The sequence below is a fragment of the Novosphingobium sp. P6W genome, assembly GCF_000876675.2.
GTDB lineage: Bacteria > Pseudomonadota > Alphaproteobacteria > Sphingomonadales > Sphingomonadaceae > Novosphingobium.
Window position 1 is genome coordinate 2,824,604 of sequence record NZ_CP030352.1, and the last position, 22,260, is coordinate 2,846,863.

Here is a 22,260-nt window from a genome sequence, read left to right on the forward strand (position 1 = left end):
GTGGCCCAGCTAGAGCGGCGGGTTAACGCTTTGCATGCGGAGATGGCGCCGCTTATGGGCGGGGGGGCGCTCGACCCCGCCCAACGCCGGCAGGCGGAGCACATCACGTTTCAGCTGCAAAACGCTTGGGAAATTTATGTGCGAAACTTCATTCTGTCGTCGGCAACGGGACGCGCTTCGGGCTTGGGTGGGCTAGTGCCGGCGAGCGTGCCGAGTGCCTATCGAAAGCGCGAAGCTGTAAGCCATTATCTCCTTCAGGTGACACGGCAGCGTTTCGAGCCGAAGTGGTATCGGCCTTCGGATGCGATCAATGCGGCGAGACGGCTTAATATTGCTAATGTTGCCAACGTGGCAGCCGCGATCGGCTCCACACCCTGGCCGCTTGAAAACCTGCGGCTAACCCGGAATTTTTTCGCACATCGCTCGCGAAGCTCAGCGTTGGAACTTCGGGCTTTGAACTGGTTCGGCCCAGGCGACACTATCAAAGTGGAAACAACGGTATTTCCTTTCGGCGCCGGCGGAGTTCGTCGTTTTGACGCTTGGTGCGCAGCGATGAAGGTGGTTAGCCGAGCGATGCTCTAGCTACGGCGTTTGCCTCGATCAACGCCGCGCACCAAGCTTAACGACGCTGCTCGGGCGGCAAAATCTCGGCGCAAACGCTCCGAACCGGACATTCCGCAACCGGCCCATTTCGCCCACATCCACATCCCGCAAAAACCATTTTCCTACACACCCCGCTCTCCCATACATAGGTCCGCCATCGGGAACGTCCCTTCCACCACCATGGAGTGACCTGCCTCATGTCGCGATCGACACGATACCTTTCGCCGTCCCTGCCCGAACTTGCCGCCGATGCCGGGGATGAGCGGGTGCTCGCTGCCTCCCGGTCGGTGAAGCCGTCGCGGCGGACGTCGCGCAGCGCCTTTTTCGAGGAACCGCCCGAGGAGGACGATCCGCTGCTCGGCTTCGAGCCCTATCTCCACGCGGCGCCGCGCCGCAATTCGATCACGCCGGACCGGCAGCGCGCCTTCATCGCCGCGCTCGCCGCCAGCGGGATCGTCACCCAGGCGGCGCGCTCCATCGGGGCGAGCCTGGAGGCGCTCTACAAACTGCGCCACCGCAAGGGCGCGGAAGGGTTCAGCGCCGCGTGGGACGCGGCCATCGACCGGGGCATGATGCGGCTGGAGGACTGCGCGCTGGAACGCGCGATCCAGGGCGAGGTGCGCCCGGTGGTGAGCATGGGGCAGGTCGTCACCAGCTATATCCGCCACGACACCGCGCTGATGATGTTCCTGCTGCGCACCCGGCGCGCAGGGCGGTTTGCCACGGTCGATCCCCGGATCAACCCGCAGCCCGGAGACGCCCTCTACGAGAAAGTGCTGGCGGACTACCGGGCGCGCCAGCCTTCGTCCGAGGCGGTGCTCGACAGCATCAACGCCAAGATCGAAAAGATGCGCGAACGGCGCCTCGCCCACGAAGCCGTGCTGGCGCAGGACTTCGCGCTGGCGGCGGAAGAAGAGGCGGAAAGCTACTGCGGCGCGTGAACGCGCTATTGCTGCGCGTGAACGCGCTGCTGCCGCGCGTGAACGCGGTCAGCGGCGGCCGCGGCGGTCCGGGCCGCGATGGTCGCCGCCGCCGCGTCCGCCGCGCCCGGCTCCGTCTCCGCGCCATTGGGGCATGTGCATGCCCTGCTGCGGGCGGAATTCGCCGTGCTGCTGGCGGTAATTATGCTGACCCTGCGGGGCCTGCCGCATGAAGTGGTTGCGGTCGGCCCGGCGGTAGCGGCGGTCGCGCTCGTTGCTGCGGTAGTAGAAGTAATCGTCGCCGCCCCAGTAGCCGTCGTAGATCGAGCCGTAGTGGCCATCGTACCAGCCATCGTAGGCATAGGGGCTGCCGTAGCCCATCTGCACCCCGCCATAGCCGCCGTACCCGTCCGTGGCACAGGCGCCCAGCGAGAGGGACGATGCGGCGAGCGCCAGTGCGGCGACCTTGATGTTCATGGCTGCAACCTTTCGAGGACCGGGCGCCTGCGAAGGGGCGCGTGCGTACTCGTGGTGAACGCGCGGTCGGGGCCGCGGGTTCCGGGTCCGTCAGCCGATGTCCAGCCGGGTGGGCGCCCCTCTCCCGCCCATGAAATTGGCGAGGTTGCGGTGCAGGTTGATGACCTTCTGCTCCTGATGCGGGTTGGGCAAAGGACCGCGAAAGCCGCTGGACTTCATGCCCTTCTGCACGAACTGCATGTTGGAGAAATCCTGCGCCAGCACCGAGCCCCACAACTCGCCCACGGGGTCTGCGTAAGTCCACTGGGTTTCGGGCACCTCGCCTTCGGGGAAGCGTTCGAGGGCGTAGCTTTCGAACACGCACTTGTTCGGGTCGTCGCCGTAGGGGCGCACGCGGTAGCACAGGGCGAAAGTCACGCCGTGGAGGATGTTCTGGTTGGGGAACAGGCCCCAGGCCAGCCCGGCCTCGGCCATGATGGCGGGCGGGACATCGGGCCAGGCGACCCCGCGCGCGGCGTCGTCCCTGCGCGCCGAGGCCATCCAGTGGGCGATGACCTCCTGCGCGGGGGTGCCCTCGGGCAGTTCGTCGACGAGGCGGCTGGCGGCATTCACCAGCGTCTCGGTCGAGGCGGAGTAGTTCACCGTCTCGTAGTTTTCCTTGATGAGTTCGTAGGTGGAGAGGCGCGCATCGTCGCCCTTGCCGGCGCGGGTAGTGCCAGCGCTCTCGCTCATCGCGAACTTGGCGTCGCGGGTGTCGTAGCTGGAGACCGAGTGCAGCCCGTACTGCTTCGACAGCGCATAGTAATTGCCATAGGCGAGCAGCTGGGTGTGAGTGCCGGCGACGTGGTAGGGTTCGAGGAACGCCTCGATCGCGGTCTTCCAGTTGCAGTCGTAGATGGCCCACTGGCGCCATTTGTAGTGCATCTTCTCCAGCTCGAAATGGCCGAGGATCTCGCCTGCGCGGCCCATCCACTCCTTCAGCGGCACGGCGTCCGGGTCCATGGTGACGTAGATGTAGCCGCCCCAGGTATCGACCTGCACCGGGGACAGGCAGGTCATTTCCGCCGTCAGCTTGTTCTGCCAGTCCTGCGGGTCGAGGATGTAGCTGTTCTGCCCGTCGAGATCGAAGGTCCAGCCGTGGAAGCCGCAGATGAAGCTGCGCCGGTTGCTCCCCCGCACATCGTGGACCTTGCCCGGCAGCATGTCCGGCACCGAAACGAGCTGGCGCCCCCGGTGCGGGCAGACATTGTGGAAGGCCCGCAGGGTGCCATCGTCCTTGCGCAGGACGATGATCGATTCGTCGGCGACATCGTAGGTCATCCAGTCGCCCGGATCGGGAAGGTCGCTCTCGCGCTCGACCATTTGCCAGATCTTCGGCCAGAGCTGCTTCTTTTCCGCCGCGAGGTAGTCCTTCGAAAGGAACGCCTCGGTGGGATAGGTGGCGAGCACTTCCGCGTCCATGTCGGCGGCTGTCAGGCGGGACGGCTCGAAGGCTTCAGGCTTGGTCACGGGCATCTCCCTTTGCCGCGCGGCCGCGCTCCTTCTGGACGGGAGCATGATGGCCGGGCCGCATCGTTATTCAACAACCCTGTCTATTAAGCCAAGGCCTTCCCGGTTTCCAGAGCCTCATGAGCGCAGCGCCCCGGCGATGCCGGCCCCATAGGCAAAGCCCCATAAGCAAAGGGAGAGGACGCCCGCCGGCGCCCTCTCCCCCTGCATTCTCCTCCACGGGAGAAACCAGTCAGATCATGCTCTTGTCTTAGAGACCGACGATCCCGCCATCGTTCTTGGTGATGGCGATCAGGGCCGATCGCGGACGCACGCTGGCGGCAGGCGTCCCGGTCTGGCTGTCGGGCCAGTGGCTGGAGGGCGCGGCCGTCGGGCCGCTCTCGCCAGGGTGCTGGATGCCGACGAACAGGGTCCGACCGTCCGGGGTCATGTCGATGCCGGTGATCTCGCACTGGACCGGACCGACGAGGAAGCGACGCAGGTTGGCCGCGGTCGCCTTGGCGCCCACGAAAGTAGCCTGCGTGCCGGTGCCGCCGTTGGTGTTGGTGATCGTCACCGCACCGCCGTCACCGACACGGCCCGGGATCGCGGCCAGCAGCATGCAGTTGGTACGGTCGGTCAGGGCACCGTCATCGGTTTCGATCCACATCACCGGGTTGATCTGGCCGGCCGGGTTGGTCGAACGCGAGAAATACGCGCCGTCCGGGCTGGAGAAATCGTTGGCGGTGGTGAGGCCCGAGATGTTGACGTTCACCGGATCGGCATCGGTCGCGTCCGCACCGAAGAGGTAGATGTCCCACTTGAAGCTCAGCGCGCTGGTATTGTCGCCGTCTTCGCGCAGGCGCACGATGTGGCCGTTGGGGTTGCCGGTCTGCGCGGTGTTCGACGGCCCCTTGGGGTCGTTGTACGAGCGCGGGTTGGCGGCATTGGTGCCGTTGACCGGGCGGAAGCTGTTGTTCGAGTTGGTGAGCGTAAGGTAGATTTCGCCGGTCACCGGGTTGCCCACGGTCCATTCCGGGCGGTCCATCGGCGTTGCGCCCAGTGCGTCGGCGGCGAAGCGGGTGTTGACGCAGATGTCGGCCTGGCTTTCGAACGTATAGGCCGGATAGCCGCCGCTGGCGGGGCGGGTCGGGAAGGTCGGGCTGTAGACCAGCGGCATCCAAGTGCCGGTGCCGTTCTCGTTGAACTTGGCGACATAAAGAATGCCGGCGTCGAGGTACTTGTCACCCATGGCAAGGCGGTCGCTGGCGTTGGCGTCTGCTGCTGCCCAGGTGGCGGTGGAGACGAACTTGTAGAGATACTCGCCGCGCGAATCGTCGCCCATATAGACGCCCAGCTTCTGGCCGGTGGCGATGCGCACGAAAGCACCTTCGTGACCAAAGCGGCCCAGCGCGGTGCGCTTGCGCGGGGTCGACTTCGGGTTGAAGGGATCGATCTCGACCACCCAGCCGAACTGGTTCGGCTCATAGCGGAAGTCGGCGGTGGCAGGCGCGGTGGCGCTGCTGATCGTCGCGTTCCAGCGGGTGAAGCGGTCGTCGGTGGTCGAAGCGGTCGACCAGCGGTTGTTGCCCGTGGTGCTGGTGACGCCGTTGCGCTGCAGCGAGGCCAGTTCGCGCGGGGTGCGCAGGGCATTGTCGGACGCATCGCGGCGGAAGTAGCCGGCGTAGTTTTCCTCGCAGGTGAGGTTGGTGTTCCAGCCGGTCACGCCGTTGGCGCAGTTGTTGATCGTGCCGCGGCCCGTCTTGCCGTCGTTCGAGTAGGCGGTGACGAGGTAGGACGAACCAGCAGCCGGGCCGTGGAACGACATCGGCGTGTTGGGCGTGATGCGGCGGTTGAACGTGCTGTCCTGCTTGTACGTCCACTTGCGGTTGCCGCCGTCGACATATTCGACGACCGAAACGCCGTGGCACTCGATCTCCTTGAGGGCTTCGGCCATCGGGCGGACGCCGGCGGTGGTGGTCGGGCCGTTCACGTGGAGGTACTGCTCGGTGATGTTCTCATGGTTCTGGACCATGAGGCCACGCGTCGAGCTGTTCACGTCGGGCGTGCCGGTGGCCGAAAGGCCGAAGAAGTGCAGCGCGTCGTGGTGGTCGCCGATGCGGTTGGCGAAATCGGTGTCGGAGCCGTCGTTCTTGTACGCCGGGGTCGTCGCGGTGAGCGGATCGCCCAGACGGGTCATGATCGTGACAGAGTAGCCTTCCGGCACCACGGCGACGTCGGCCAGGCTGTGGGGCACGGCGCTGAAGCCCAGCACGGCGGGCGATACGCGCACGGTGGTGGTGGCGGTGCTGGTTTCACCGAAGGCCGAAGTGGCGGTATAGGTGAAGACCAGGTCGGTCGCGGCGGCCACGGCCGGGGCGATGAAGGTGACGGTGCCGCTGGTGCCCGAAAGTTCGACCTGCGTGCCGCTGGTCTGGGTCCAGCGCGGTGCGACGCTGTCGCTCAGGGTGCCCGAAGCGGAACCGGTCAGCGTGACGACGCGGCCGGCGCTGGTGGCTGCATTCGCGCCCGCCGAAACCGTGACGGCGCCCAGGTCGCTGTTGCCGTCATCGTCGCCGCACGCGGCGAGCAGGCTGGTGCCCATGAATGCCATGGTGGTGGCACCGGCGCCGCGGAACAGGGCCTGCCGGCGCGAATAGCGCGAAGCGGCCATGCTTTCGAGCGTGGGCTGGATGGAATCGTTGGTATCGGTGTCACCGTCGGAATAGCCGACGATGGAAGTGGTCTCGGTCATGGTTGCCCCCGTTTGGTTTTTGGTCGCGGGGGCGAGAGCTAGGGATGATTCATGACAACAACACGCAAGTTCGATGTCATTTCGATGGCTTAATTCTGACGGTAATCAGACAATCAAAAAGAACGGCCTGCCGCATCGACGGATTTGTGCGCGATACGGCATTTGTATTTACAATCGAGAAACATTATCCTCGCAAAGTACCTGCAGGACGGACGTCATCCGCCCAGCCGAGCTTAATCTTTCGCGCGGATAACCCTTACCCTTCGCGGGGATACACATCGCCCAGTACCCGGCGAAAGTGGCTTTCGACCTGGTCGTTGCAGGAGCAGGCGCGTTCCTTGAGGCCGGGGCGGTCCAACACCTCGATGCCGCCGCGGCGGGTACGCACCACACCGTCGCGTTTGAAGCGTTGCAGGACGCGGCTGGCGTAGCTGCGGCCGATCCCCATCATCGAGGCGAGTTGCTCCTGCGTCATCGTCACGTCGTTACGGCCGATCCGGTCGACGGCGGCGGTGAGCCATTTGGCCGCGCGCTGCTCGATGGTGTGGACCGCGTTGCAGGCGATCGACTGGAAAACCTGTGCCATGACGCAATCGGCATACCGCGAGAACAAGTGCGCGACCGCCGCAGAGCGGTCCTTAGCGTCATCGAGATCGTGCACGCTGACACGCAGGAAGACGCCTTCGTGCAGGACGTTGGCGCGGGCATAGGCAGGCAGCGAGCCGGCGCTGACGATGCCGCCAAGCGCCCCTTCGCGGCCGATCAGGATGGTTTCCACCGCCATGCCGTCTTCCATCTCGACGAAGTAGGAACTCATGGCGCCTTCGGTGGGGAAGTAGCAATATTCGACGTTGTCGCCGGGATTGTAGATGATCTCGCCAGACTTCAGCCGACATTCGACGAGGCGCGGCTCCAGCAGGGCGAGATCGTCCTGGCGCAGGGCCGAAAGCAGGTCGCTACCGGCGATGGCCGCAGCCGAAACCGGGCTTGTCTGCGGGATTGAGCTCATGGGTTCGTCCTCGACGGGCAGACCCGTTGGCGGGCCAATGGCAAAGATAACCCCGGTGATCCCAACCGGTTCCCTTGGAACCCTGCCCGAGCGATCATAAGTGCACAGACGCGGCTTCGGAGCGGTGCTACTATGTTACTGAGGAACATTCGAACGCAATGTGTGTTCCGGGAACGGAGCGAGCCATACGGTTCGCTTGAAATCGCCCATAAGGGCATTTAGCGGGTTACCATGCACGCCGACGCCGGACCAACCGTATTGCCCGATATGCTGAGCCTCCTGCGCGAGGCGACGGGCCCTTCCCATGAGCGTCTGGACGCATCGTTTGGTTCCCTGACGCTGTCGGGCCGCGCTGATCTGGCCCGTTTTTTGGCTGCCCACGCCATCGGCCTGGCGCCGCTGTTCCCGGTATTCAGCCGTTTCGTGGAAGAGCGGCTGGGACTGGAATGCCCGGATTATCCAGCGATGCTGCGCGCCGACCTTGCCGCGCTGGGCATCGACGCCGCAGCTTTGCCGGTACTTGACGCGCCCGCCGAAATTGCCGGCGAGGATGCGGCTGCGGGGGTAGGCTATGTGGTCTGCGGCTCACGCCTCGGGCTCACCATGATCCGCCAGCGGGGCTACTGGGGCGAGGCCGAGGGTTTCCGCTCCGCCTACATGACCGACGGACGCGGCCACGAGGCCTGGAAAGCGCTGGTGCCGACGCTGCGGGGCCGGACTTTCACTCCAGCGCAGGCCGAAGCCGCGCGCACCGCCGCGCTTGCCGCATTCGCTATTTTCACGGGTGCCTTCGCCGCCAGCGCCGACATCTTCACCGGGCAGCGCACCGATGGCTGATTACGAAGAGGGCGCCGCCCGCCCGGTCGACCTGTCGACATGCGACCTTGAGCCGATCCACATCATCGGCCGTATCCAGAGCTTCGGCTGGCTCCTGTCGTTCTCCAGCGACTGGATCATCAACCACGTCTCGCTCAACTGCGAGGCGCTGTTCGGCAAGGCCCCGCGCGATCTCATCGGCCTGTCCGCCACCGAGTTCCTCGGCGTGAGCGCGCTGCACGACATCCGCACCCGCCTGCAGATCATGGGCAGCACCAACGCCGTCGAGCGCATGTTCGAGATCAACCTCCTGGGCGACGGACAGGTCTTTGATGTGGCCGTCCATCCCTCCGGCCGGTCCTTCGTGCTGGAGATCGAGCCTCACGAAGGCGGCAAGCGGCGCGATTTCGTCTCCTACGTCCGCCCGATGATAGAGCGTCTGCGCAGTGCGCCCACGATCGAGCAGCTGTGCACCAGCGCCGCGCGTCACCTGCGCGGGCTGACCGGGTTCGACCGGGTGATGATCTACCGCTTCGAAGGCGACGGCGCCGGTGAAGTCATCGCCGAAAGCCTGAACGGCATGGTCGACAGCTTCAAGGGCCAGCATTTCCCCTCGTCCGACATTCCCGCCCAGGCACGCCGGCTCTACACCCGCAACATGCTGCGCATCATCTCGGACATCGACGATCCGACTGTGCCGATCTATCCCGCCACCGGCCCCAACGGCGACCCGCTGGACCTGACCATGTCGGGCCTGCGCGCGGTTTCGCCGATCCATATCGAGTATTTGCGCAACATGGGGGTCAAGGCCTCGATGTCGGTTTCGATCATGCGCCGGGGCAAGTTGTGGGGGCTGATGGCCTGCCACCACTATTCACCGCTCATCCTGTCCTACTCCGTGCGCACCGCCGCCGAGCTGTTCGGCGAATTCTTCGCCTATCTGCTGGAGCAGAAGGAAACCGACTTCTCGCTGGAGAAGCGCGCGGAATCGATGCGCCTTCATGACGAGATCATGGCCCGCGTCGCCAGCGGCGGATCGCTGCTGGAAGCCTTCGACGAGTTCACCGATGCGATCGGCCAGGTCATCCCCTTCGACGGCGTGGTCGGCTGGGTGGACGGGCGCTTCATCGCCCATGGCAGCACGCCGAGCGAGGAACAGTTCTCCGCGCTTGCCCGCTTCCTCAACACCGCCGGCGCCAGCACCGTATGGTCCACCGACAACATCGCCGCGGTCTACGGGCCTGCCGCCGAGTGGAGCGACATGGCCGCCGGCCTGCTCGCCCTGCCCGTCAGCCGATCGCCGCGCGATTACATCGTGCTGTTCCGCGCCGAACACGTGCGCGAGGTGAAATGGGCCGGTAATCCCGAGAAGACCATCGAACTGGGGCCCAACGGTTCGCGCCTGACCCCGCGCAAGAGCTTCGAGATCTGGAAGGAGGAACGCCGCGGCTATGCCCGTGCGTGGACCGGCGAGGAAGTATCGACGGCGGAATCGCTGCGCATCACCCTGCTCGAAGTGGTTCTGCGCCTGGCCGACGCGGCGCATACCGAGCGTGAGCAGGCCAGCCTCCAGCAGGACATGTTGATCGCCGAGCTGAACCACCGCGTGCGCAATATCCTCAATCTGATCCGGGGCCTCGTCACCCAGAGCAAGGAAGGCGCCAAGACGATCGACGAGTTCGCCGAGATCGTCGGCAGCCGCATCCACGCCCTGGCCCGCGCCCATGACCAGGTGACCCGCGTCGACTGGTCGCCCTCCTCGCTCTACGACCTGATCCGCACCGAGACGGCCGCCTATGCCAGCCACAGCCTGGACCGCGTCGTAATCGAAGGACCGGACGCGCTGATCGCACCGGGCGCCTTCACCACCCTCGCCCTGGTCATCCACGAGATGGTGACCAATTCGTGCAAGTACGGCGCCTTGTCGGATTCGCGCGGCGTCATCCAGATCGTGCTCGGCCGCGGCGACGACAGTTCGCTGGAGATCGACTGGCGCGAGGAAGGCGGCCCGCCGGTAAAAGCGCCGACCCGGCGCGGCTTCGGTTCGACCATTATCGAGCGCACGATCCCCCACGAACTTAGCGGTTCCGCATCGGTGATCTACCCCGAGGAAGGGCTGCACGCCCTGTTCATCGTACCTGTCGATCACATCTCCAGCTTCGAGACGCCTGGTGCGCCCCGCCACAACACCGTTGTCGAACCTCCCCAGGCGGCCGACTTCACCGAGGAACTGGCGGACGGCGTCGCGCTGATCGTGGAGGACAACGTCATCATCGCCATGGAGGCGGAAGACGTTCTGCGCGGCTTCGGTTTTTCGGACTGCCGCATCGCCGGTTCAGTGGACACCGCGATGGAGGTGCTGAACGCGGCCGAAGTCAGCTTCGCCATGCTCGACGTGAACCTGGGCAAGGACACCAGTGCCCCCATCGCCAGCGCGCTGCAGGAGCGGGGCATCCCGTTCATCTTCGCCAGCGGCTACGGCGAGCGCTCGCTCCAGACCGGAGAGTTCAAGCGCGTTCCGGTGGTGACCAAGCCCTACGGCGAACGCGACGTGCGCGCGGCCATCGGCCGGGTAATGAAAGTGCGCACCTGAGGTCGGGCTGATTTTTCAGGGCTGAACGGGCTGCCGCACTCAAACGGCAGCCCGCAGGACATTACATCCAGCTGCGGCCGTCAGCGCCGGCACAGCCGTAAGGCGGCAACTGACCCGGGAAACGGGCCTGCATCTTGTGGCAGCCCCAGGCCCGCAGCGGCGCCGGCGCATAACCGTTCAGCGCGATGCCGACTTCATCATAAGGGCTGTCGGCCTGGGCCACGTACATATACCAGCGGCCGCCGAACATCACCGTCGCCGCAACGACGATGACGATTAAAAACTTCAATACTTTCTGCATGATACTTCCAGATAATCGGGCGGGCGGATGTGCAGAGATTTATGTCCGGCATCAAGGTATTTCCCTGCACGCGCGCAAAAGCTGCGGCTGCGGTCATGCCTTCAGGCAGCGGCGATCAGAAGAAAGCCCACCCGGCGGCCGCGCCTCCCGCGATGATTGCGGGCGTTACCCATGGCCCTTTGACACGCCACACAGTCAGCAGGGCGGCCGCAAATAGCCCGATCGCGACCACATGGCCTGAAATGCGCTCACTGGCGGCGTAGCCCAGTTGCAGGAATGTTGCGGCGATAATCCCTACCACCGCCGCTGCGATGCCCTCCAGAATCCGATGCAGCGCCGGGTTCTCGACGAGAGCTTCGAGTTTCTCGAACAGGACCAGGGAGAAGGCGAAGGCCGGAAGAAACATGCCTGCGGTAATGGCCAGTGCGCCCGTCGGCCCGCTCGCCACGTATCCCACGAATGTTGCGAAGATGACCAGCGGTGCGGGCAGAACCCCGGCCAGCGCAATGCCGTCAAGGAAAGTCGCATCGCCGAGCCAGCCCCGGCCGACCGTATCCGCACGTACATAGGGAATAGCGGTGTAGGCCCCGCCAAACGTCAACAGTCCACCTTTGAGCCCCGCAAGGAACAGCGCGAAGATGGTCAACGGAGCATGCCCTGCCTCCATCACCGGCGGTGATGGAGGCGCGTCGGCATGAAACACCGACGCCAGCAGCATGACCGCAGCTACGGTCACCGTCATCACGGCCGGGCGGTGCGAAAGGGAATAGGCAAGTCCTCCCGCTACCAGCGCAACCCAGAACGGCACGCCGATCAGCGTCACCACCAGGCTGACGGCGGCGATGATGCCGAGCAGCCAGTTTTCGACGATGTGCGCCCCTATCCGCACGACCGCGCGCAGGATCACGGCCAGCACCACGATCTGCACGCCAAGAAGAACGCCCGCGAATCCGGTATTGCCGGCCACCCACGTAACGTAGACCCAGCCTGCGCCCAGCATGAGCAGGAACCCCGGCAACATGAAGCCTAACCCGGCCAGCAACCCGCCGATCCGGCCCCGCGCGATCATGCCCATGTGGACGCATAGTTCATGCGCCTCAGGCCCCGGCAGCACCTGAAGAACCGCCAGCAGGCGGCTGAACCGCGCCTTCTCGATCCAGCCTTCGTCCTCGACGAGCGCTTGGCGCAGCATCTCGATCTGCGCCACCGGCCCACCGAACGCCAGCGCCCCGAAGCGAAGAAACTTCAGGAACAGTGCCATCAATGTAATGGGCGCAGGCCCCGCCCTCACCGGCGATATCGCAGAAGTTCCGATCGTCATTCACACGCTCCCCTCGCCGCAATCGCGGCGGATGGAGCGGACTTGGACGAGAGCGTCTGAACGGGCGTCCGCGCAGGCCCGTTGTTCGGGTTATCGCCTCAACCCGCCCGGCAAGTCAACGCCCGCTCTCACCCCTCGATCCGAGCCTGCGGCCTTTCAGGCCCGCAGCCGCTGTTCGTCGCGATCGGCGTTCCACATCTCCACCCAGCCGCGCACGTCGTCGTAAGGCATCGGGCGGCAGATGCCGTAGCCCTGCCCGGCATGGCAGCCCATCGCCACCAGCATCGCCTGAGTCTCGGGGTTTTCCACCCCTTCGGCCACCAGCGGAATGCCCAGGCTTTCACACAGCACGACAAGCGAGTGGACCAGCGACTGATCGAACCGGCTTTCCGTGAAGCGCGAGATGAACGAGCGGTCTATCTTGATCTCGCTCACCGCGAATTCGCGCAGATATCCGAACGAGGTGAACCCGGCGCCGAAATCGTCGATCGCCAGCGAGATCTTGTGATTGTGAAGCTGCTCGATCACGCGCTTGGCCTGCGCCGGGTTGGCGATCAGCGCCGTCTCGGTCAGTTCCAGCATCACCCTTGCGGGGTCCACTCCGTGCCGCGCGGTGGTCTGGACGACCTGGCTTACGAAACCCGGCCGCTCCAGCATCCGGGCCGAGACGTTGATGCAGATCGCCGCATTGCCCAGCAGGTGCTGCACTTTCGCGAACTGTTCCAGCACCACGTCGAGGCTGAGGTACGTGAAGGATTCCAGCAGGTGTGACTGTTCCACCGTTTCGATCAGCACATCGGCCGCGATCGGGCCGCTGCGGGGATGAGTCCAGCGCACCAGCGCTTCGAAGCCCAGGATCAGGCCGCTTCGCATGTCGACCTTGGGCTGCCAGTGCCAGTCGATCGCGCGGGCGGCGATGGCCTGCTCGATGTCGCGCAGCATACCGCCCTGAACAGGCGCGCGCGGCGCGGCGCAATTGTCGCTTTGTGCAAGGACCGCCTTGGCGCCGCTCCCGCCGCGCTTGGCCGCGTACATCGCTTCGTCGGCGGCGGCCAGAAGCTCATCAGGCGCGAAGCCCAGCAGCGGGCACAGCGCGATGCCAAGCGAAGCGCCGACATGCAGCATCCGCCCGCCATGGACGATCGGCTGAGAGATCAGCTCGGTGAGTTTGGCGGCCACGGCCAGCGCCGATTCCTCGCCGTCGACGTTCTGCAGCAGGACCGCGAATTCGTCGCCGCCAAGCCGGGCGATCGTGTCCACCTCGCGCAGGTGTTCGCGCAGGCGGCGGCCGATGGCGATGAGCACCGCGTCGCCGGCGGCATGGCCGAAGCTGTCGTTGATCTCCTTGAAGCGGTCGAGGTCGATCATCACCACCGCGAAGGGATCGCCGCTGCGCCGGGCCCGGGCGCAGGCCTGTCCCAGCCGGTCGGAAAACAGCGTGCGGTTGGGCAGGTCGGTCAGCGGATCGTGCAGGCTGCGGTGAGTCAGTTCCTCTTCCTGCCGGCGCAGGTCCAGCCGGTACTGGCGCCACGCCATGCCCTCCTCCACCGAAGCCGCCACCCGTTCGGGCGAAAGCGAGCGCTTGGTGAGGTATTCGGTCATGCCCGACTTGATCGAGTCCGCCGCGATCTGCTCGTCCGCATTGCCGGTGACGGCAATGATCGGGCAGTCCGGGTCGATCTCGCTGCGGATCGCGGGAAGCAGGTCGCGCCCGTCGCCGTCGGTCAGCCCGAAATCGAGGAAGACGATGTCGAAATGCGCCTCCGGCTGGCGGATCAGCCCCAGCGCCTCGGCCTGCGAGGCGGCCTGTTCCACGGTGATCTCCCGCGGGCCGCGCCGCAGCATGCGCATCAGCCGTTCCCGGTCCACGTCGTCGTCATCCACGATCAGGGCGTGGATGTTCTGGGTACCGTTGTGCAGGTTATCCATGGGCAGAGGTCCTTGCGAGGTGAGGAGCCAGGCCTCGAGAAACGCGGGTCTCACGGCAAATGCTGCGTTCGGGCGTACTGCCCGATGAAGTCGGCCAGGCGGGCGAACTGGGGCCCCACGCTGGACTTGACCATGTAGCCGGCGACATGCCCGTCATAGGCACGGCAACGGTCCTGATCGCGCGCCGAAGTGGACAGCACGAAAACCACCGTGCGGCGCAGCGCGATATCGGCCCGGATCGCATCGAGGAACTGGAAGCCGTCCATGCCGGGCATGTTGAGGTCCAGCAGAACGATGACCGGGGTGTCGATGCGCTTGCTGGCATGGCGGCCGCGCAGGATCTGCAGCGCCTCGCCGCCGTCCCCCGCGGTCACCGTGCTGCAAGGCACCTGATGCTTGCGGAACGAGCGCAGCACGCCCTCTATCGCCACGTCGTCATCGTCGACCAGCAGCACCGTGCAGTCGCCCAGGCCATTGCGCGCGCCAAGGACATCGCATTCGCTGGGTATGGGGCCGAATTCATTCATCGTCGTTCTCCCTCAGCAATATCCGGGGCCAGTGGACTTCGAAGGTGGCGCCGCCCAGCGGGCCGTTGCCCTGCACGGAGACGACGCCGCCGTGGGCGTTGATCATGCGCCGGGTGAAGGCCAGCCCCACCCCGTCGCCATCGGTGCCGGGCGAGGCCCGGTGGAACAGTTTGAAGATACGTTCCTCGTTGCCGGGCGGGATGCCCTGCCCGTCGTCCTCGACCGTGAAGATGGAAAACCGGCCCTCCTCACGCATGGCGATGCGGATGCGGCCGCTTTGTCCGCCATGGTGCTTCACCGCATTGGAGATGAGATTGCGCAGCGATGTGGATAGCGGCGCGCGCGGGGCCATCAGGTGCTCTCCGGCGATCTCCACGTCGACGGTGAAGCTGTCCGGGATGCTGCTCATCACCATCGCTTCCTCGACCAGTTCGCGCGGGTCGATGGAATGCATCTGCGGATCGCGCACACCGGCGCGGGCATAGCTGAGAAGATCGTCGATCATCTGCTCGCACCGCGCGATGCGCTGGGTGATGCGATCGAAGTTGTGCTGCACGCTTTCCGGCAGCGCATCCACGCCGAAAGTCTCGTCGAGGTCCTCCCGTATCCAGGTCACCAGATCGCCGATCCCCCGCAGCGGCGAGCGCAGGTCGTGGCTGGCAACATACGTGAATTCCTCAAGCTGCGCATTGGTCTGCTGCAGCGCGGTTTCGGAACGCTTGCGGTGCGTGATGTCGCTGACGATCGCCATGAACAGCGGCTGGCCCGGATTCTCGAAACGGGTCAGCGCCACTTCGACGGGAAATTCGCGGCCTGAGCGGTGCAGCCCGGTAAGATCGCGCCCCGCCGCCATCATCCGCGATTCAGGCGCGTCCCGGTAGCCGGCCAGCTGCTGGGCATGGGCATCGCGGTAGCGTTCGGGCAGCAGCATGTTCAGCGGCTGGCCGATCATGTCGACCACCTGATAACCGAACTGGATCGCCAGCATCGCATTGGCCTGGGCGATACGGCCCTTGCCGTCGACGACCACGAGGCCCAGCGGCAGCGTCTCGAACATCTGGTTGAAACGCCGCTCTGCGGTGAGTTCGCGGGTGGTGTTGCGCAAGTAGATGACCGCGCGGCCATCGTCCTCACCCGCGATCGGGGTCAGCGTGAGCGAGATCGCCGGACGCGAACCGTCGGCGGCGTGGAGGGTGAACTTGCGGGTCCAGGCATCGCGCTGCCCGATCGGGGCGCCGAAGAACACCTCGAACATCTGGCGCAGCATCTCGGCTTCCTCTTCGCCGAACATGACGAAGAGCAGGCCGTTGCACAGGCTTTCCGGGTCGGGCTCGGCCAGCAGCGTGGCGCAGGCGGCGTTGGCCCAGGTGATGACCCCCGCCGTATCGACGATCATCGCGCCGATCGGAGCATGAACGAGCGGGGCCTGGATGTCGGGCTTGATGTGCACTGCCAGCGTCAAATGTCCTGCCTTCGCGAAGGAGGGCCGTGACGCGAAGGGAAACGCGAAACCGGCACCTGTTGCCGTAAAGAGCTACAGGCGCAGGGTTATCGATCGCACAAACAACACCTAGGGATGCTTCCCTAGACGCCAGCATTCGCAACGATTGTAATGGTTAAAGACAGATGGCCGGACGTTAAATCGGCAGGAACTTGCCTGCCTCGCGGTCCTTGCGCACTTTCAGCCCGTCGAACACCGAACCGCTCATCGTGATCCACACACCGGGCTGCGCGGCCTGGCAGGTGGCGAAGGCCATGCCGAGGTTGAAGGCGGCATCGCTTTGCGCAAAGCGCGCCGGGGCAAGCGCGCCGCACAGTACCACCGTCTTGCCTTCGAGATGAGCGAGCGCGGCGGCGGTCTGCGTCATCGTATCGGTGCCGTGGGTGATGACCACCAACGTTTCGGGCGCATCGGCGACGGTCGCCGCGATCAGCGCCCGGTCCTCGTCGGTCAGCTCCAGGCTGTCCTTGCGCAGCAGTTCGACGATGCGGAAAGGATGCGCCACGCGCGCGGTTTCCAGCAGCTCACCGATCACGCTCTCGACGATCTGGTACTCGCTGAGCGCGTCGAAATACTGCTTGTCGATCGTGCCGCCAGTGGTGACGACGAGAATGGCGGGAAGGGTCGCGGATGAAGTCATGCCCGTCCTTTAGCGCCGGAAGGGCGTCGCGGGCAATGTCCGCTCTGCGATCTTGCGCGGGCAAACCCCGTGCCTCGACCACCGCGCTGTGCCAGCATGGCGGCATGAGCCCTTCCTCCGCCGACGCGCGCGCCGAACTCGCATCCGACTGGCCCACCGTGCTGGCCGCCGCGCTGGCCATCGGCGTGGGCATGATGGGGGTTGGTTTCTATTCGCTGGGCCTGTTCGTCACCCCGCTCCAGGCCGAATTCGGCTGGACCCGCGCGCAGGTTTCGGGCGCGGCGACGTTCCAGCAACTGGGCATCTTCCTGTCCGCCCCCCTTATCGGGCGGCTGGCGGACCGCTTCGGCAACCGCCGCATCGCCATCGCCAGCTATATCGCGACCCCGCTGGCCTTTGCGGCGCTGGCGCAGACCGGGCCTTCGCTGACGGCGTGGTATGCATTGTGGCTGCTGGTCTCGCTGGCCGGCTGCGGCACCACCCCGGCGATCTGGGCGCGCGTGGTATCGCTGCGGTTCGATTCCGGGCGCGGCTTTGCCCTGGGGCTGATGCTGATGGGCACGGGCATGGCCGCGATGCTGGCCCCGGCGCTTCTGGGCCCGGTCATCGCCGCGCAGGGCTGGCGCACCGGACTGCTGGTGATCGCCGCCGTCGTCGCCGCCATCGGCATCCCCGTGAGCCTGCTGACGGGACGGGGCGATACGGATCTGCGCCCTCTTCGCCTGGCCCGCGAACGCGGCCGCACCGAGATCACCGGCGCTACCGTGAAGATCGCCGCGATCGGTTTCCTGCTGGGCGTTATCGTCGCCGCGCTGATCGTCCATCTCGTGCCGATGCTGGTCGACCGGGGCATTTCCCCCGCGCGTGCCGCCGGCGTCGCCGCGTTCATCGGCGCCGCCGTGGTAGTGTCGCGCGCGGTGGTCGGCTGGCTGTTTGACCGTTTCCACGCCCCGCGCGTCGCCTGCCTGTTCCTCACCTCGCCGGTGATCGCCTGCGCGGTGCTGTATTTCCACGGTCCCGCCATTCCCGCGGCCCTGCTGCTGGGCCTCGCCGCTGGGGCGGAAGTGGACATGCTGGCCTATTTCACCAGCCGCTATGCCGCCTTGGAAAACTACGGCGCGACATATGGCCTGATCCTGGGCCTGTTCAGCCTGGGCGCCGCCTTCGGGCCGCCGCTGTTCGGCTGGTCCGTCGACGTGACCGGAAACGCCGACCTCGCCCTTGCCTGCTCGGGCGCGGCGCTGGTGGGTGTGCTGGCCCTGATCGCCACTCTGGGCCCCTACCGCCGCCCGGATTAGGCAGGCGCCGTCAAACTCAGTCCGCAGTCTTCAGGAATTCCAGCAGCCCGCGCTCCTCGCGGCTCATCCAGCGGGTGCGGCGCGGCAGGCGTTCGGGCATTGTGCCCGCTCCGTCATCACCCTTCGCCGCCGCAATCACCGCCGGGTGGACGTAGGACTTGCGCGCGATCGCCGGAGTATTGCCCAGGCACTGCGATACCTCGTCCAGCAGGGTGCGCAGCGAAACACCGGGCTGCTCCCACAGCGCGGTGAAAGCCAGTGTGCTCGCCGCCCAGGTGCGGAAATGCTTGGCGGTGAAGTGTTCGCCCTGTTCGGTGACGCCCATCGTCTCGGCCAGGTATTCGTTGACGTCGTGGCTGTGCACGGGAACTGGGGTGCCCTCCTCGTCCAGATACTGGAACAGGTGCTGGCCGGGCAGGTCCTGCATCTTGCGCACGCAGCGCACCAGCGAGGGATCGTCGCAGGCGATCTCCTGCAGCTTGCCCGACTTGCCCTTGAAGCGCAGCAGCAGCGTGCCGCGCTCGATCTTCGCATGGCGGCTGCGCAAGGTGGTGGCGCCAAAGCTCTTGTTGGCCTTGGCATAGCACTCGTTGCCAACCCGGATCGCGCCGGTATCGAGCAGCGCGACCACCGAGGCGATGGCCCGGTCGCGCCCCAGATTGCGGGCTTTCAAGTCGCCCTCCACCCGCTCACGCAAGGCCGGAAGCGCCTCGCCGAAGCGCGGGCACAGCTCGAACTTCATCGCCTCGCGCGCCTCGCGCCAGTCGGGGTGATAGCGGTACTGCTTGCGCCCGCGCGCGTCATAGCCGGTTGCCAGCAGGTGGACGTGGGGGTCGGGTGAAAACCAGCAGTTCGCATAAGCCGGCGGCAGGGCGATCCGGTTCAGCCGGTCGATCTCGTCGCGGTCCTTGATCCGCTCGCCGTCGGCGTCGAAATAGGCCCACTTGTTACCGCGTACCGGCTTGCGGGTGGTCCCTGCTGCCGTGTCGTCGGCGAATTTGAGGCGCGGCATATGGTTTGCGCTTTCCGATCAGTCCCTTGCCTTGGTCAAACGCGCGACCGGGCACGAAGTTGTCACATTCATCGGAAACCGGATGCGCTGCGGGCCGTTCCATTGGCAAAGAAACAGCAATCACAGGAGCCGACATGGCAGACGCCACGATTTTCGAGGACCTCAAGGCCGACCACGACAAGCACCGCACCATGCTGGCGCAGCTGGGCGAAACCCAGGGCGACAGCGAGGAGCGCCGCGACCTGTTCGAAAAGCTGCGCAAGGAACTGCAGGCCCACGCCGCCGCCGAGGAGGAATCGCTCTACGCGACTATGCTCGGCAACCCGGACCTGCGCGACGAGGCGCGCCATTCCGTGTCCGAACACAAGGAAATCGACGATTTCCTTGGCGAACTGGTCGAAACCGACATGAGTTCGTCGGCCTGGCTGACCAAGTTCAAGGAACTGCGCCACCGCTACCTCCACCACATCGACGAGGAAGAGGAGGACATGTTCCCCGCCGCCGACAAGAAGATGTCCGCGCAGACCGAAAAGAAGCTCGCCGCCACTTTTGAGGAACGCAAGCCCAAGGAACTGGCGGCAGCCGAAAAGGAACTGCCAGGCGACGCCCGCGAATAGTGCGCTACTTCAGGCCGCTATGTGGCCAATAGCTGGACCAGTCGGGCCTTCCCTGCGGCAAACGCAGGGGAGGCCTTTCTTTTTTGGGGGAACGCACGGCCTGCACGGTGCGTTGATCAGTCAAACACCCATAGAGGAGACCGCCATGGACAAGGACATTCGCGAAACATTCTGGAAGTCGTTCCAGTCCAGCCCCTTCATCATGATCAAGCTGGACGGCGCTCCCGGCCATGCCGAACCGATGACGGCCCAGTTGGACAAAGATGCCCATCACGCCGTCTGGTTCTTTGCCAAGCGCAGCAACCGCATCGCACCCGGCGGCAAGGCGATGGGTCAGGTCATGACCAAGGGCCACGACGTATTCGCCTGCATCGACGGCACCATCGTCGAGGAAACCGATCCGGCCCTGCGCGACAAGCACTGGAACAATGCCGTCGAGGCGTGGTTCCCCGATGGCAAGGCCGATCCGTCAGTGGTGATGCTGCGCTTCGACATCCAGGACGGCGAAGTCTGGACCGCAGACCTGGGCATCAAGGATGTATTCAAGCTTTTGACCGGCAAGCCCATTCACGGGCAGGACGCCGGCGAGCACGCGCTCGGCGCGGTCTGACACCCTCTCGGACCTTGCGTGAGCTGCGGGGGCGCGGTGGCTTCGGTCATCGCGCCCTTTCGTTCTATTTCCCGTTTCGCGCCGGCACCAGCAGGTAGCGCCACACGCCCACGCAGTTGATCGCGAACAGGGCGATGTTCTGCACGCCTATCCCCTGCGCCTTGTCGTCCAGGAAGCCCCAGGCCACCAGGGCGATCGAACTCGTCACGAAAATCACGAAGCCCCAGCCCGTCCATCGCCGGCCAAGGTCGAGCGAAACAATAAGCGCCGCCACGGTTCCCGCAGCGGCGCCATAGTATTGCAGGCATTGAAGGATAAATTCGCTCATCCTCTCGCCCTCTTTCTCAGGCCCCATGTTTTTATGGTTACGGGCCCGGGCTCTTGCGGCCCCTCTCCTAATCGCAAATACGGGTCTTGATCTGGCATAGCGGCTCCAGCGCGTCCGGGCGGACGGCATCGGGGCAGCCGGACAAGGCATAGGAAATAGCGGCCAGGATCGCCTGCCGCGTAAACGGCTTCTGGACGACGCCCACAGCAGTTGGCGCCGGCATATCGATCTGGCCGGGATTAGCGGTGACGTAGATGACCCGCGCGCCATAACGACCCGACAAGTCGCGGGCGATGGCCGGGCCTGTAAGCCCGTCACGCAAGTTGAGGTCGACGAGGGCCACGTCCGGCGCCTCGCCCAGTCGCCCCAGCGAAGCCATGTCAGGGAAGGTGCCGATGACGGAGTGACCGCCATCGGCAAGAATGTCTTCCAACTGAAGGGCTACCAGAAACTCGTCCTCGACTATGAGGATTTTACCTGGGGTCGGGATATTCGCACCCAAGGTACGGTGTTCCTTGTCTTCAAACGGGCCGTCAGGCAGCCAGCAGATTGCGGCCCTTGACCATCTTGGGATCGACGTTGGCAACCTTCAGCAGTTCGCCGAAGAAAGCGTCGATCGCATCGCCAGTCAGGACGAAGTTGTGGCGGAAGTCCGGAAGCTGGCCAGATTCGATGATCTTGGAAAGCATCGCGCGGGCGCGGCAGATGCGGCTCTTCACGGTGCCGAGGGCGATCCCGCAGATATCGGCGATTTCCTCGTAGGAAAGGTTGCCGGCGGCCACGAGCACCAGGGCTTCGCGGTAGCTTTCGGGAATTGCGGTCAGCGCGCGCAGGACATCGGCCAGTTCGACCGCGCTTTCCTGGCTGGCTTCGGCGCGCAGGATGCGTTCTGCCGCCAGCTCGTCATACTCGCCGTGGAAGCGGGCGCGGCGGGCTTCCGAATAGAAGTGGTTGCGCAGGATCGTGAAGGTCCATGCCTTGAAGTTGGTGCCAGCGGCATAACGCTCACGCGCGGCCCAGGCACGCAGCATGGCTTCCTGCGCGAGATCGTCGGCGCGGTCGCGGCAGCCGCAAAGGCCGCGGGCGAATGCGCGAAGGTGGGGAGCCACGTCGGCCAGCGCACGCTTGAAGTCACGGTCGCTGAGCGCAACCTTGATTTCGGCTGCTGCTGCTTCGGGCTTCTCTGCCTCGACGCTTGCTTCGATCGTTGCCGACATGGCGATACCCTCCATAGAAACCTGTCGGAAACCAAACGTCACCGGTTCGAAATTGGTTCCCGAAATGTGACATTTACCTGCACGGATGTTCAGAAAGGTCCGTCGACGTTCAACCGGAAACCCTGAAAAAGCAGGTTTTCGAGCATTTCCAGCAGGATCGAGGAAAGTTTTTTCACACCCCGGCCGGAACAATCGCGGCCCAGAAACTTTGAGGCCTCCGTCCACCATGACGGTGAACGAAGGCCTCGGGATCGGGTCATCACCGGTTGCGGGGGGGTGGGGGAGCCGGTGATGACAA

The 22,260-nt window shown here is 65.2% G+C and carries 21 protein-coding genes; 7 read left to right on the forward strand and 14 right to left on the reverse strand.

All coding sequences use genetic code 11. From position 1 onward, the window contains the following. The first annotated feature begins 42 nt into the window (after positions 1 to 42). Positions 43 to 582, forward strand: coding sequence for a hypothetical protein (locus TQ38_RS13580; RefSeq protein ID WP_162792253.1), 540 nt, complete (start codon positions 43 to 45; stop codon positions 580 to 582). Positions 583 to 800: 218 nt separating this feature from the next. Next, positions 801 to 1,544 (forward strand): hypothetical protein, encoded by a 744-nt coding sequence (locus TQ38_RS13585; protein ID WP_205316035.1) that lies wholly within the window; start codon positions 801 to 803, stop codon positions 1,542 to 1,544. 48 nt (positions 1,545 to 1,592) lie between these two features. On the opposite strand, the gene TQ38_RS13590 is transcribed toward TQ38_RS13585, so the two are convergent. The 4 genes from TQ38_RS13590 to TQ38_RS13605 form a co-directional block, all read right to left on the reverse strand. Further along, positions 1,593 to 2,000, reverse strand: coding sequence for a hypothetical protein (locus tag TQ38_RS13590; protein WP_043971123.1), 408 nt, complete (start codon positions 1,998 to 2,000; stop codon positions 1,593 to 1,595). A 90-nt stretch (positions 2,001 to 2,090) separates the two neighbouring features. Beyond that, on the reverse strand, positions 2,091 to 3,509 hold the full coding sequence (locus TQ38_RS13595; protein WP_370059774.1) for an SRPBCC family protein: 1,419 nt from the start codon (positions 3,507 to 3,509) through the stop codon (positions 2,091 to 2,093). A gap of 250 nt (positions 3,510 to 3,759) precedes the next feature. Then, complete coding sequence (locus tag TQ38_RS13600) at positions 3,760 to 6,243, reverse strand: PhoX family phosphatase (protein ID WP_043971124.1); 2,484 nt, start codon at positions 6,241 to 6,243, stop codon at positions 3,760 to 3,762. A gap of 256 nt (positions 6,244 to 6,499) precedes the next feature. Beyond that, the gene (locus tag TQ38_RS13605; protein WP_043971125.1) at positions 6,500 to 7,252 is read right to left on the reverse strand and encodes a Crp/Fnr family transcriptional regulator; all 753 of its coding nucleotides are present in this window, start codon (positions 7,250 to 7,252) and stop codon (positions 6,500 to 6,502) included. 231 nt (positions 7,253 to 7,483) lie between these two features. Between TQ38_RS13605 and TQ38_RS13610 the strand changes: the two genes are divergently transcribed. Together TQ38_RS13610 and TQ38_RS13615 are read left to right on the forward strand one after the other, a co-directional pair. Then, entirely contained in the window at positions 7,484 to 8,089 is a 606-nt protein-coding gene (locus tag TQ38_RS13610; protein ID WP_043971126.1) for a biliverdin-producing heme oxygenase, read from the forward strand. Continuing rightward, a complete protein-coding gene (locus tag TQ38_RS13615) occupies positions 8,082 to 10,661 on the forward strand; it encodes an HWE histidine kinase domain-containing protein (protein ID WP_043971128.1) in 2,580 nt (859 codons plus the stop codon). The genes TQ38_RS13610 and TQ38_RS13615 overlap by 8 nt, the downstream gene beginning before the upstream one ends. Before the next feature lie 61 nt (positions 10,662 to 10,722). Here the strand turns inward: TQ38_RS13615 and TQ38_RS13620 are convergent, their stop codons facing one another. The 6 genes from TQ38_RS13620 to TQ38_RS13645 all read right to left on the reverse strand — a co-directional run bounded on the left by TQ38_RS13620 (position 10,723) and on the right by TQ38_RS13645 (position 16,880). Beyond that, positions 10,723 to 10,962, reverse strand: a complete 240-nt coding sequence (locus tag TQ38_RS13620) for a hypothetical protein (RefSeq protein ID WP_043971131.1) — start codon at positions 10,960 to 10,962, stop codon at positions 10,723 to 10,725. A gap of 115 nt (positions 10,963 to 11,077) precedes the next feature. Beyond that, on the reverse strand, positions 11,078 to 12,283 hold the full coding sequence (gene chrA / locus TQ38_RS13625; RefSeq protein WP_205316036.1) for a chromate efflux transporter: 1,206 nt from the start codon (positions 12,281 to 12,283) through the stop codon (positions 11,078 to 11,080). A 156-nt stretch (positions 12,284 to 12,439) separates the two neighbouring features. Further along, positions 12,440 to 14,212, reverse strand: coding sequence for a GGDEF domain-containing response regulator (locus tag TQ38_RS13630; protein ID WP_043971133.1), 1,773 nt, complete (start codon positions 14,210 to 14,212; stop codon positions 12,440 to 12,442). A 50-nt stretch (positions 14,213 to 14,262) separates the two neighbouring features. Then, positions 14,263 to 14,739, reverse strand: a complete 477-nt coding sequence (locus tag TQ38_RS13635; protein WP_043971136.1) for a response regulator — start codon at positions 14,737 to 14,739, stop codon at positions 14,263 to 14,265. Continuing rightward, complete coding sequence (locus tag TQ38_RS13640; RefSeq protein ID WP_240197894.1) at positions 14,732 to 16,201, reverse strand: PAS domain S-box protein; 1,470 nt, start codon at positions 16,199 to 16,201, stop codon at positions 14,732 to 14,734. Before TQ38_RS13640 ends, TQ38_RS13635 begins: the two co-directional genes overlap by 8 nt. Before the next feature lie 175 nt (positions 16,202 to 16,376). Next, positions 16,377 to 16,880, reverse strand: a complete 504-nt coding sequence (locus TQ38_RS13645) for an asparaginase domain-containing protein (RefSeq protein ID WP_043971138.1) — start codon at positions 16,878 to 16,880, stop codon at positions 16,377 to 16,379. A gap of 104 nt (positions 16,881 to 16,984) precedes the next feature. Here TQ38_RS13645 and TQ38_RS13650 point away from each other — a divergent pair, with 104 nt between their 5' ends. After that, complete coding sequence (locus tag TQ38_RS13650) at positions 16,985 to 18,178, forward strand: MFS transporter (RefSeq protein WP_043971754.1); 1,194 nt, start codon at positions 16,985 to 16,987, stop codon at positions 18,176 to 18,178. 16 nt (positions 18,179 to 18,194) lie between these two features. On the opposite strand, the gene TQ38_RS13655 is transcribed toward TQ38_RS13650, so the two are convergent. Then, positions 18,195 to 19,190 carry a DNA topoisomerase IB gene (locus TQ38_RS13655; RefSeq protein WP_043971140.1) on the reverse strand — a complete coding sequence of 332 codons (996 nt, stop codon included), beginning with the start codon at positions 19,188 to 19,190 and terminating at the stop codon, positions 18,195 to 18,197. A 134-nt stretch (positions 19,191 to 19,324) separates the two neighbouring features. Between TQ38_RS13655 and TQ38_RS13660 the strand changes: the two genes are divergently transcribed. Beyond that, entirely contained in the window at positions 19,325 to 19,807 is a 483-nt protein-coding gene (locus tag TQ38_RS13660; protein ID WP_043971142.1) for a hemerythrin domain-containing protein, read from the forward strand. Between the two features lie 145 nt (positions 19,808 to 19,952). Next, positions 19,953 to 20,417 (forward strand): pyridoxamine 5'-phosphate oxidase family protein, encoded by a 465-nt coding sequence (locus TQ38_RS13665; RefSeq protein WP_043971144.1) that lies wholly within the window; start codon positions 19,953 to 19,955, stop codon positions 20,415 to 20,417. Positions 20,418 to 20,481: 64 nt separating this feature from the next. Here TQ38_RS13665 and TQ38_RS13670 read toward each other — a convergent pair whose 3' ends face one another. The 3 genes from TQ38_RS13670 to TQ38_RS13680 all read right to left on the reverse strand — a co-directional run bounded on the left by TQ38_RS13670 (position 20,482) and on the right by TQ38_RS13680 (position 21,962). After that, positions 20,482 to 20,745 (reverse strand): hypothetical protein, encoded by a 264-nt coding sequence (locus TQ38_RS13670; RefSeq protein WP_043971146.1) that lies wholly within the window; start codon positions 20,743 to 20,745, stop codon positions 20,482 to 20,484. A 67-nt stretch (positions 20,746 to 20,812) separates the two neighbouring features. Next, positions 20,813 to 21,247, reverse strand: coding sequence for a response regulator (locus tag TQ38_RS13675; protein ID WP_052505555.1), 435 nt, complete (start codon positions 21,245 to 21,247; stop codon positions 20,813 to 20,815). A gap of 31 nt (positions 21,248 to 21,278) precedes the next feature. Beyond that, complete coding sequence (locus TQ38_RS13680) at positions 21,279 to 21,962, reverse strand: sigma-70 family RNA polymerase sigma factor (protein ID WP_043971756.1); 684 nt, start codon at positions 21,960 to 21,962, stop codon at positions 21,279 to 21,281. Positions 21,963 to 22,260: the final 298 nt, after the last annotated feature.

Coding starts and splice junctions, on each gene's coding strand:
- TQ38_RS13580 (WP_162792253.1), top strand. CDS start 43: ATGGCGCCGCTTATGGGCGGGGGGGCGCTCGACCCCGCCCAACGCCGG.
- TQ38_RS13585 (WP_205316035.1), top strand. CDS start 801: ATGTCGCGATCGACACGATACCTTTCGCCGTCCCTGCCCGAACTTGCC.
- TQ38_RS13590 (WP_043971123.1), bottom strand. CDS start 2,000: ATGAACATCAAGGTCGCCGCACTGGCGCTCGCCGCATCGTCCCTCTCG.
- TQ38_RS13600 (WP_043971124.1), bottom strand. CDS start 6,243: ATGACCGAGACCACTTCCATCGTCGGCTATTCCGACGGTGACACCGAT.
- TQ38_RS13605 (WP_043971125.1), bottom strand. CDS start 7,252: ATGAGCTCAATCCCGCAGACAAGCCCGGTTTCGGCTGCGGCCATCGCC.
- TQ38_RS13610 (WP_043971126.1), top strand. CDS start 7,484: ATGCACGCCGACGCCGGACCAACCGTATTGCCCGATATGCTGAGCCTC.
- TQ38_RS13615 (WP_043971128.1), top strand. CDS start 8,082: ATGGCTGATTACGAAGAGGGCGCCGCCCGCCCGGTCGACCTGTCGACA.
- TQ38_RS13620 (WP_043971131.1), bottom strand. CDS start 10,962: ATGCAGAAAGTATTGAAGTTTTTAATCGTCATCGTCGTTGCGGCGACG.
- chrA (WP_205316036.1), bottom strand. CDS start 12,283: ATGACGATCGGAACTTCTGCGATATCGCCGGTGAGGGCGGGGCCTGCG.
- TQ38_RS13630 (WP_043971133.1), bottom strand. CDS start 14,212: ATGGATAACCTGCACAACGGTACCCAGAACATCCACGCCCTGATCGTG.
- TQ38_RS13635 (WP_043971136.1), bottom strand. CDS start 14,739: ATGAATGAATTCGGCCCCATACCCAGCGAATGCGATGTCCTTGGCGCG.
- TQ38_RS13645 (WP_043971138.1), bottom strand. CDS start 16,880: ATGACTTCATCCGCGACCCTTCCCGCCATTCTCGTCGTCACCACTGGC.
- TQ38_RS13650 (WP_043971754.1), top strand. CDS start 16,985: ATGAGCCCTTCCTCCGCCGACGCGCGCGCCGAACTCGCATCCGACTGG.
- TQ38_RS13655 (WP_043971140.1), bottom strand. CDS start 19,190: ATGCCGCGCCTCAAATTCGCCGACGACACGGCAGCAGGGACCACCCGC.
- TQ38_RS13660 (WP_043971142.1), top strand. CDS start 19,325: ATGGCAGACGCCACGATTTTCGAGGACCTCAAGGCCGACCACGACAAG.
- TQ38_RS13665 (WP_043971144.1), top strand. CDS start 19,953: ATGGACAAGGACATTCGCGAAACATTCTGGAAGTCGTTCCAGTCCAGC.
- TQ38_RS13670 (WP_043971146.1), bottom strand. CDS start 20,745: ATGAGCGAATTTATCCTTCAATGCCTGCAATACTATGGCGCCGCTGCG.
- TQ38_RS13680 (WP_043971756.1), bottom strand. CDS start 21,962: ATGTCGGCAACGATCGAAGCAAGCGTCGAGGCAGAGAAGCCCGAAGCA.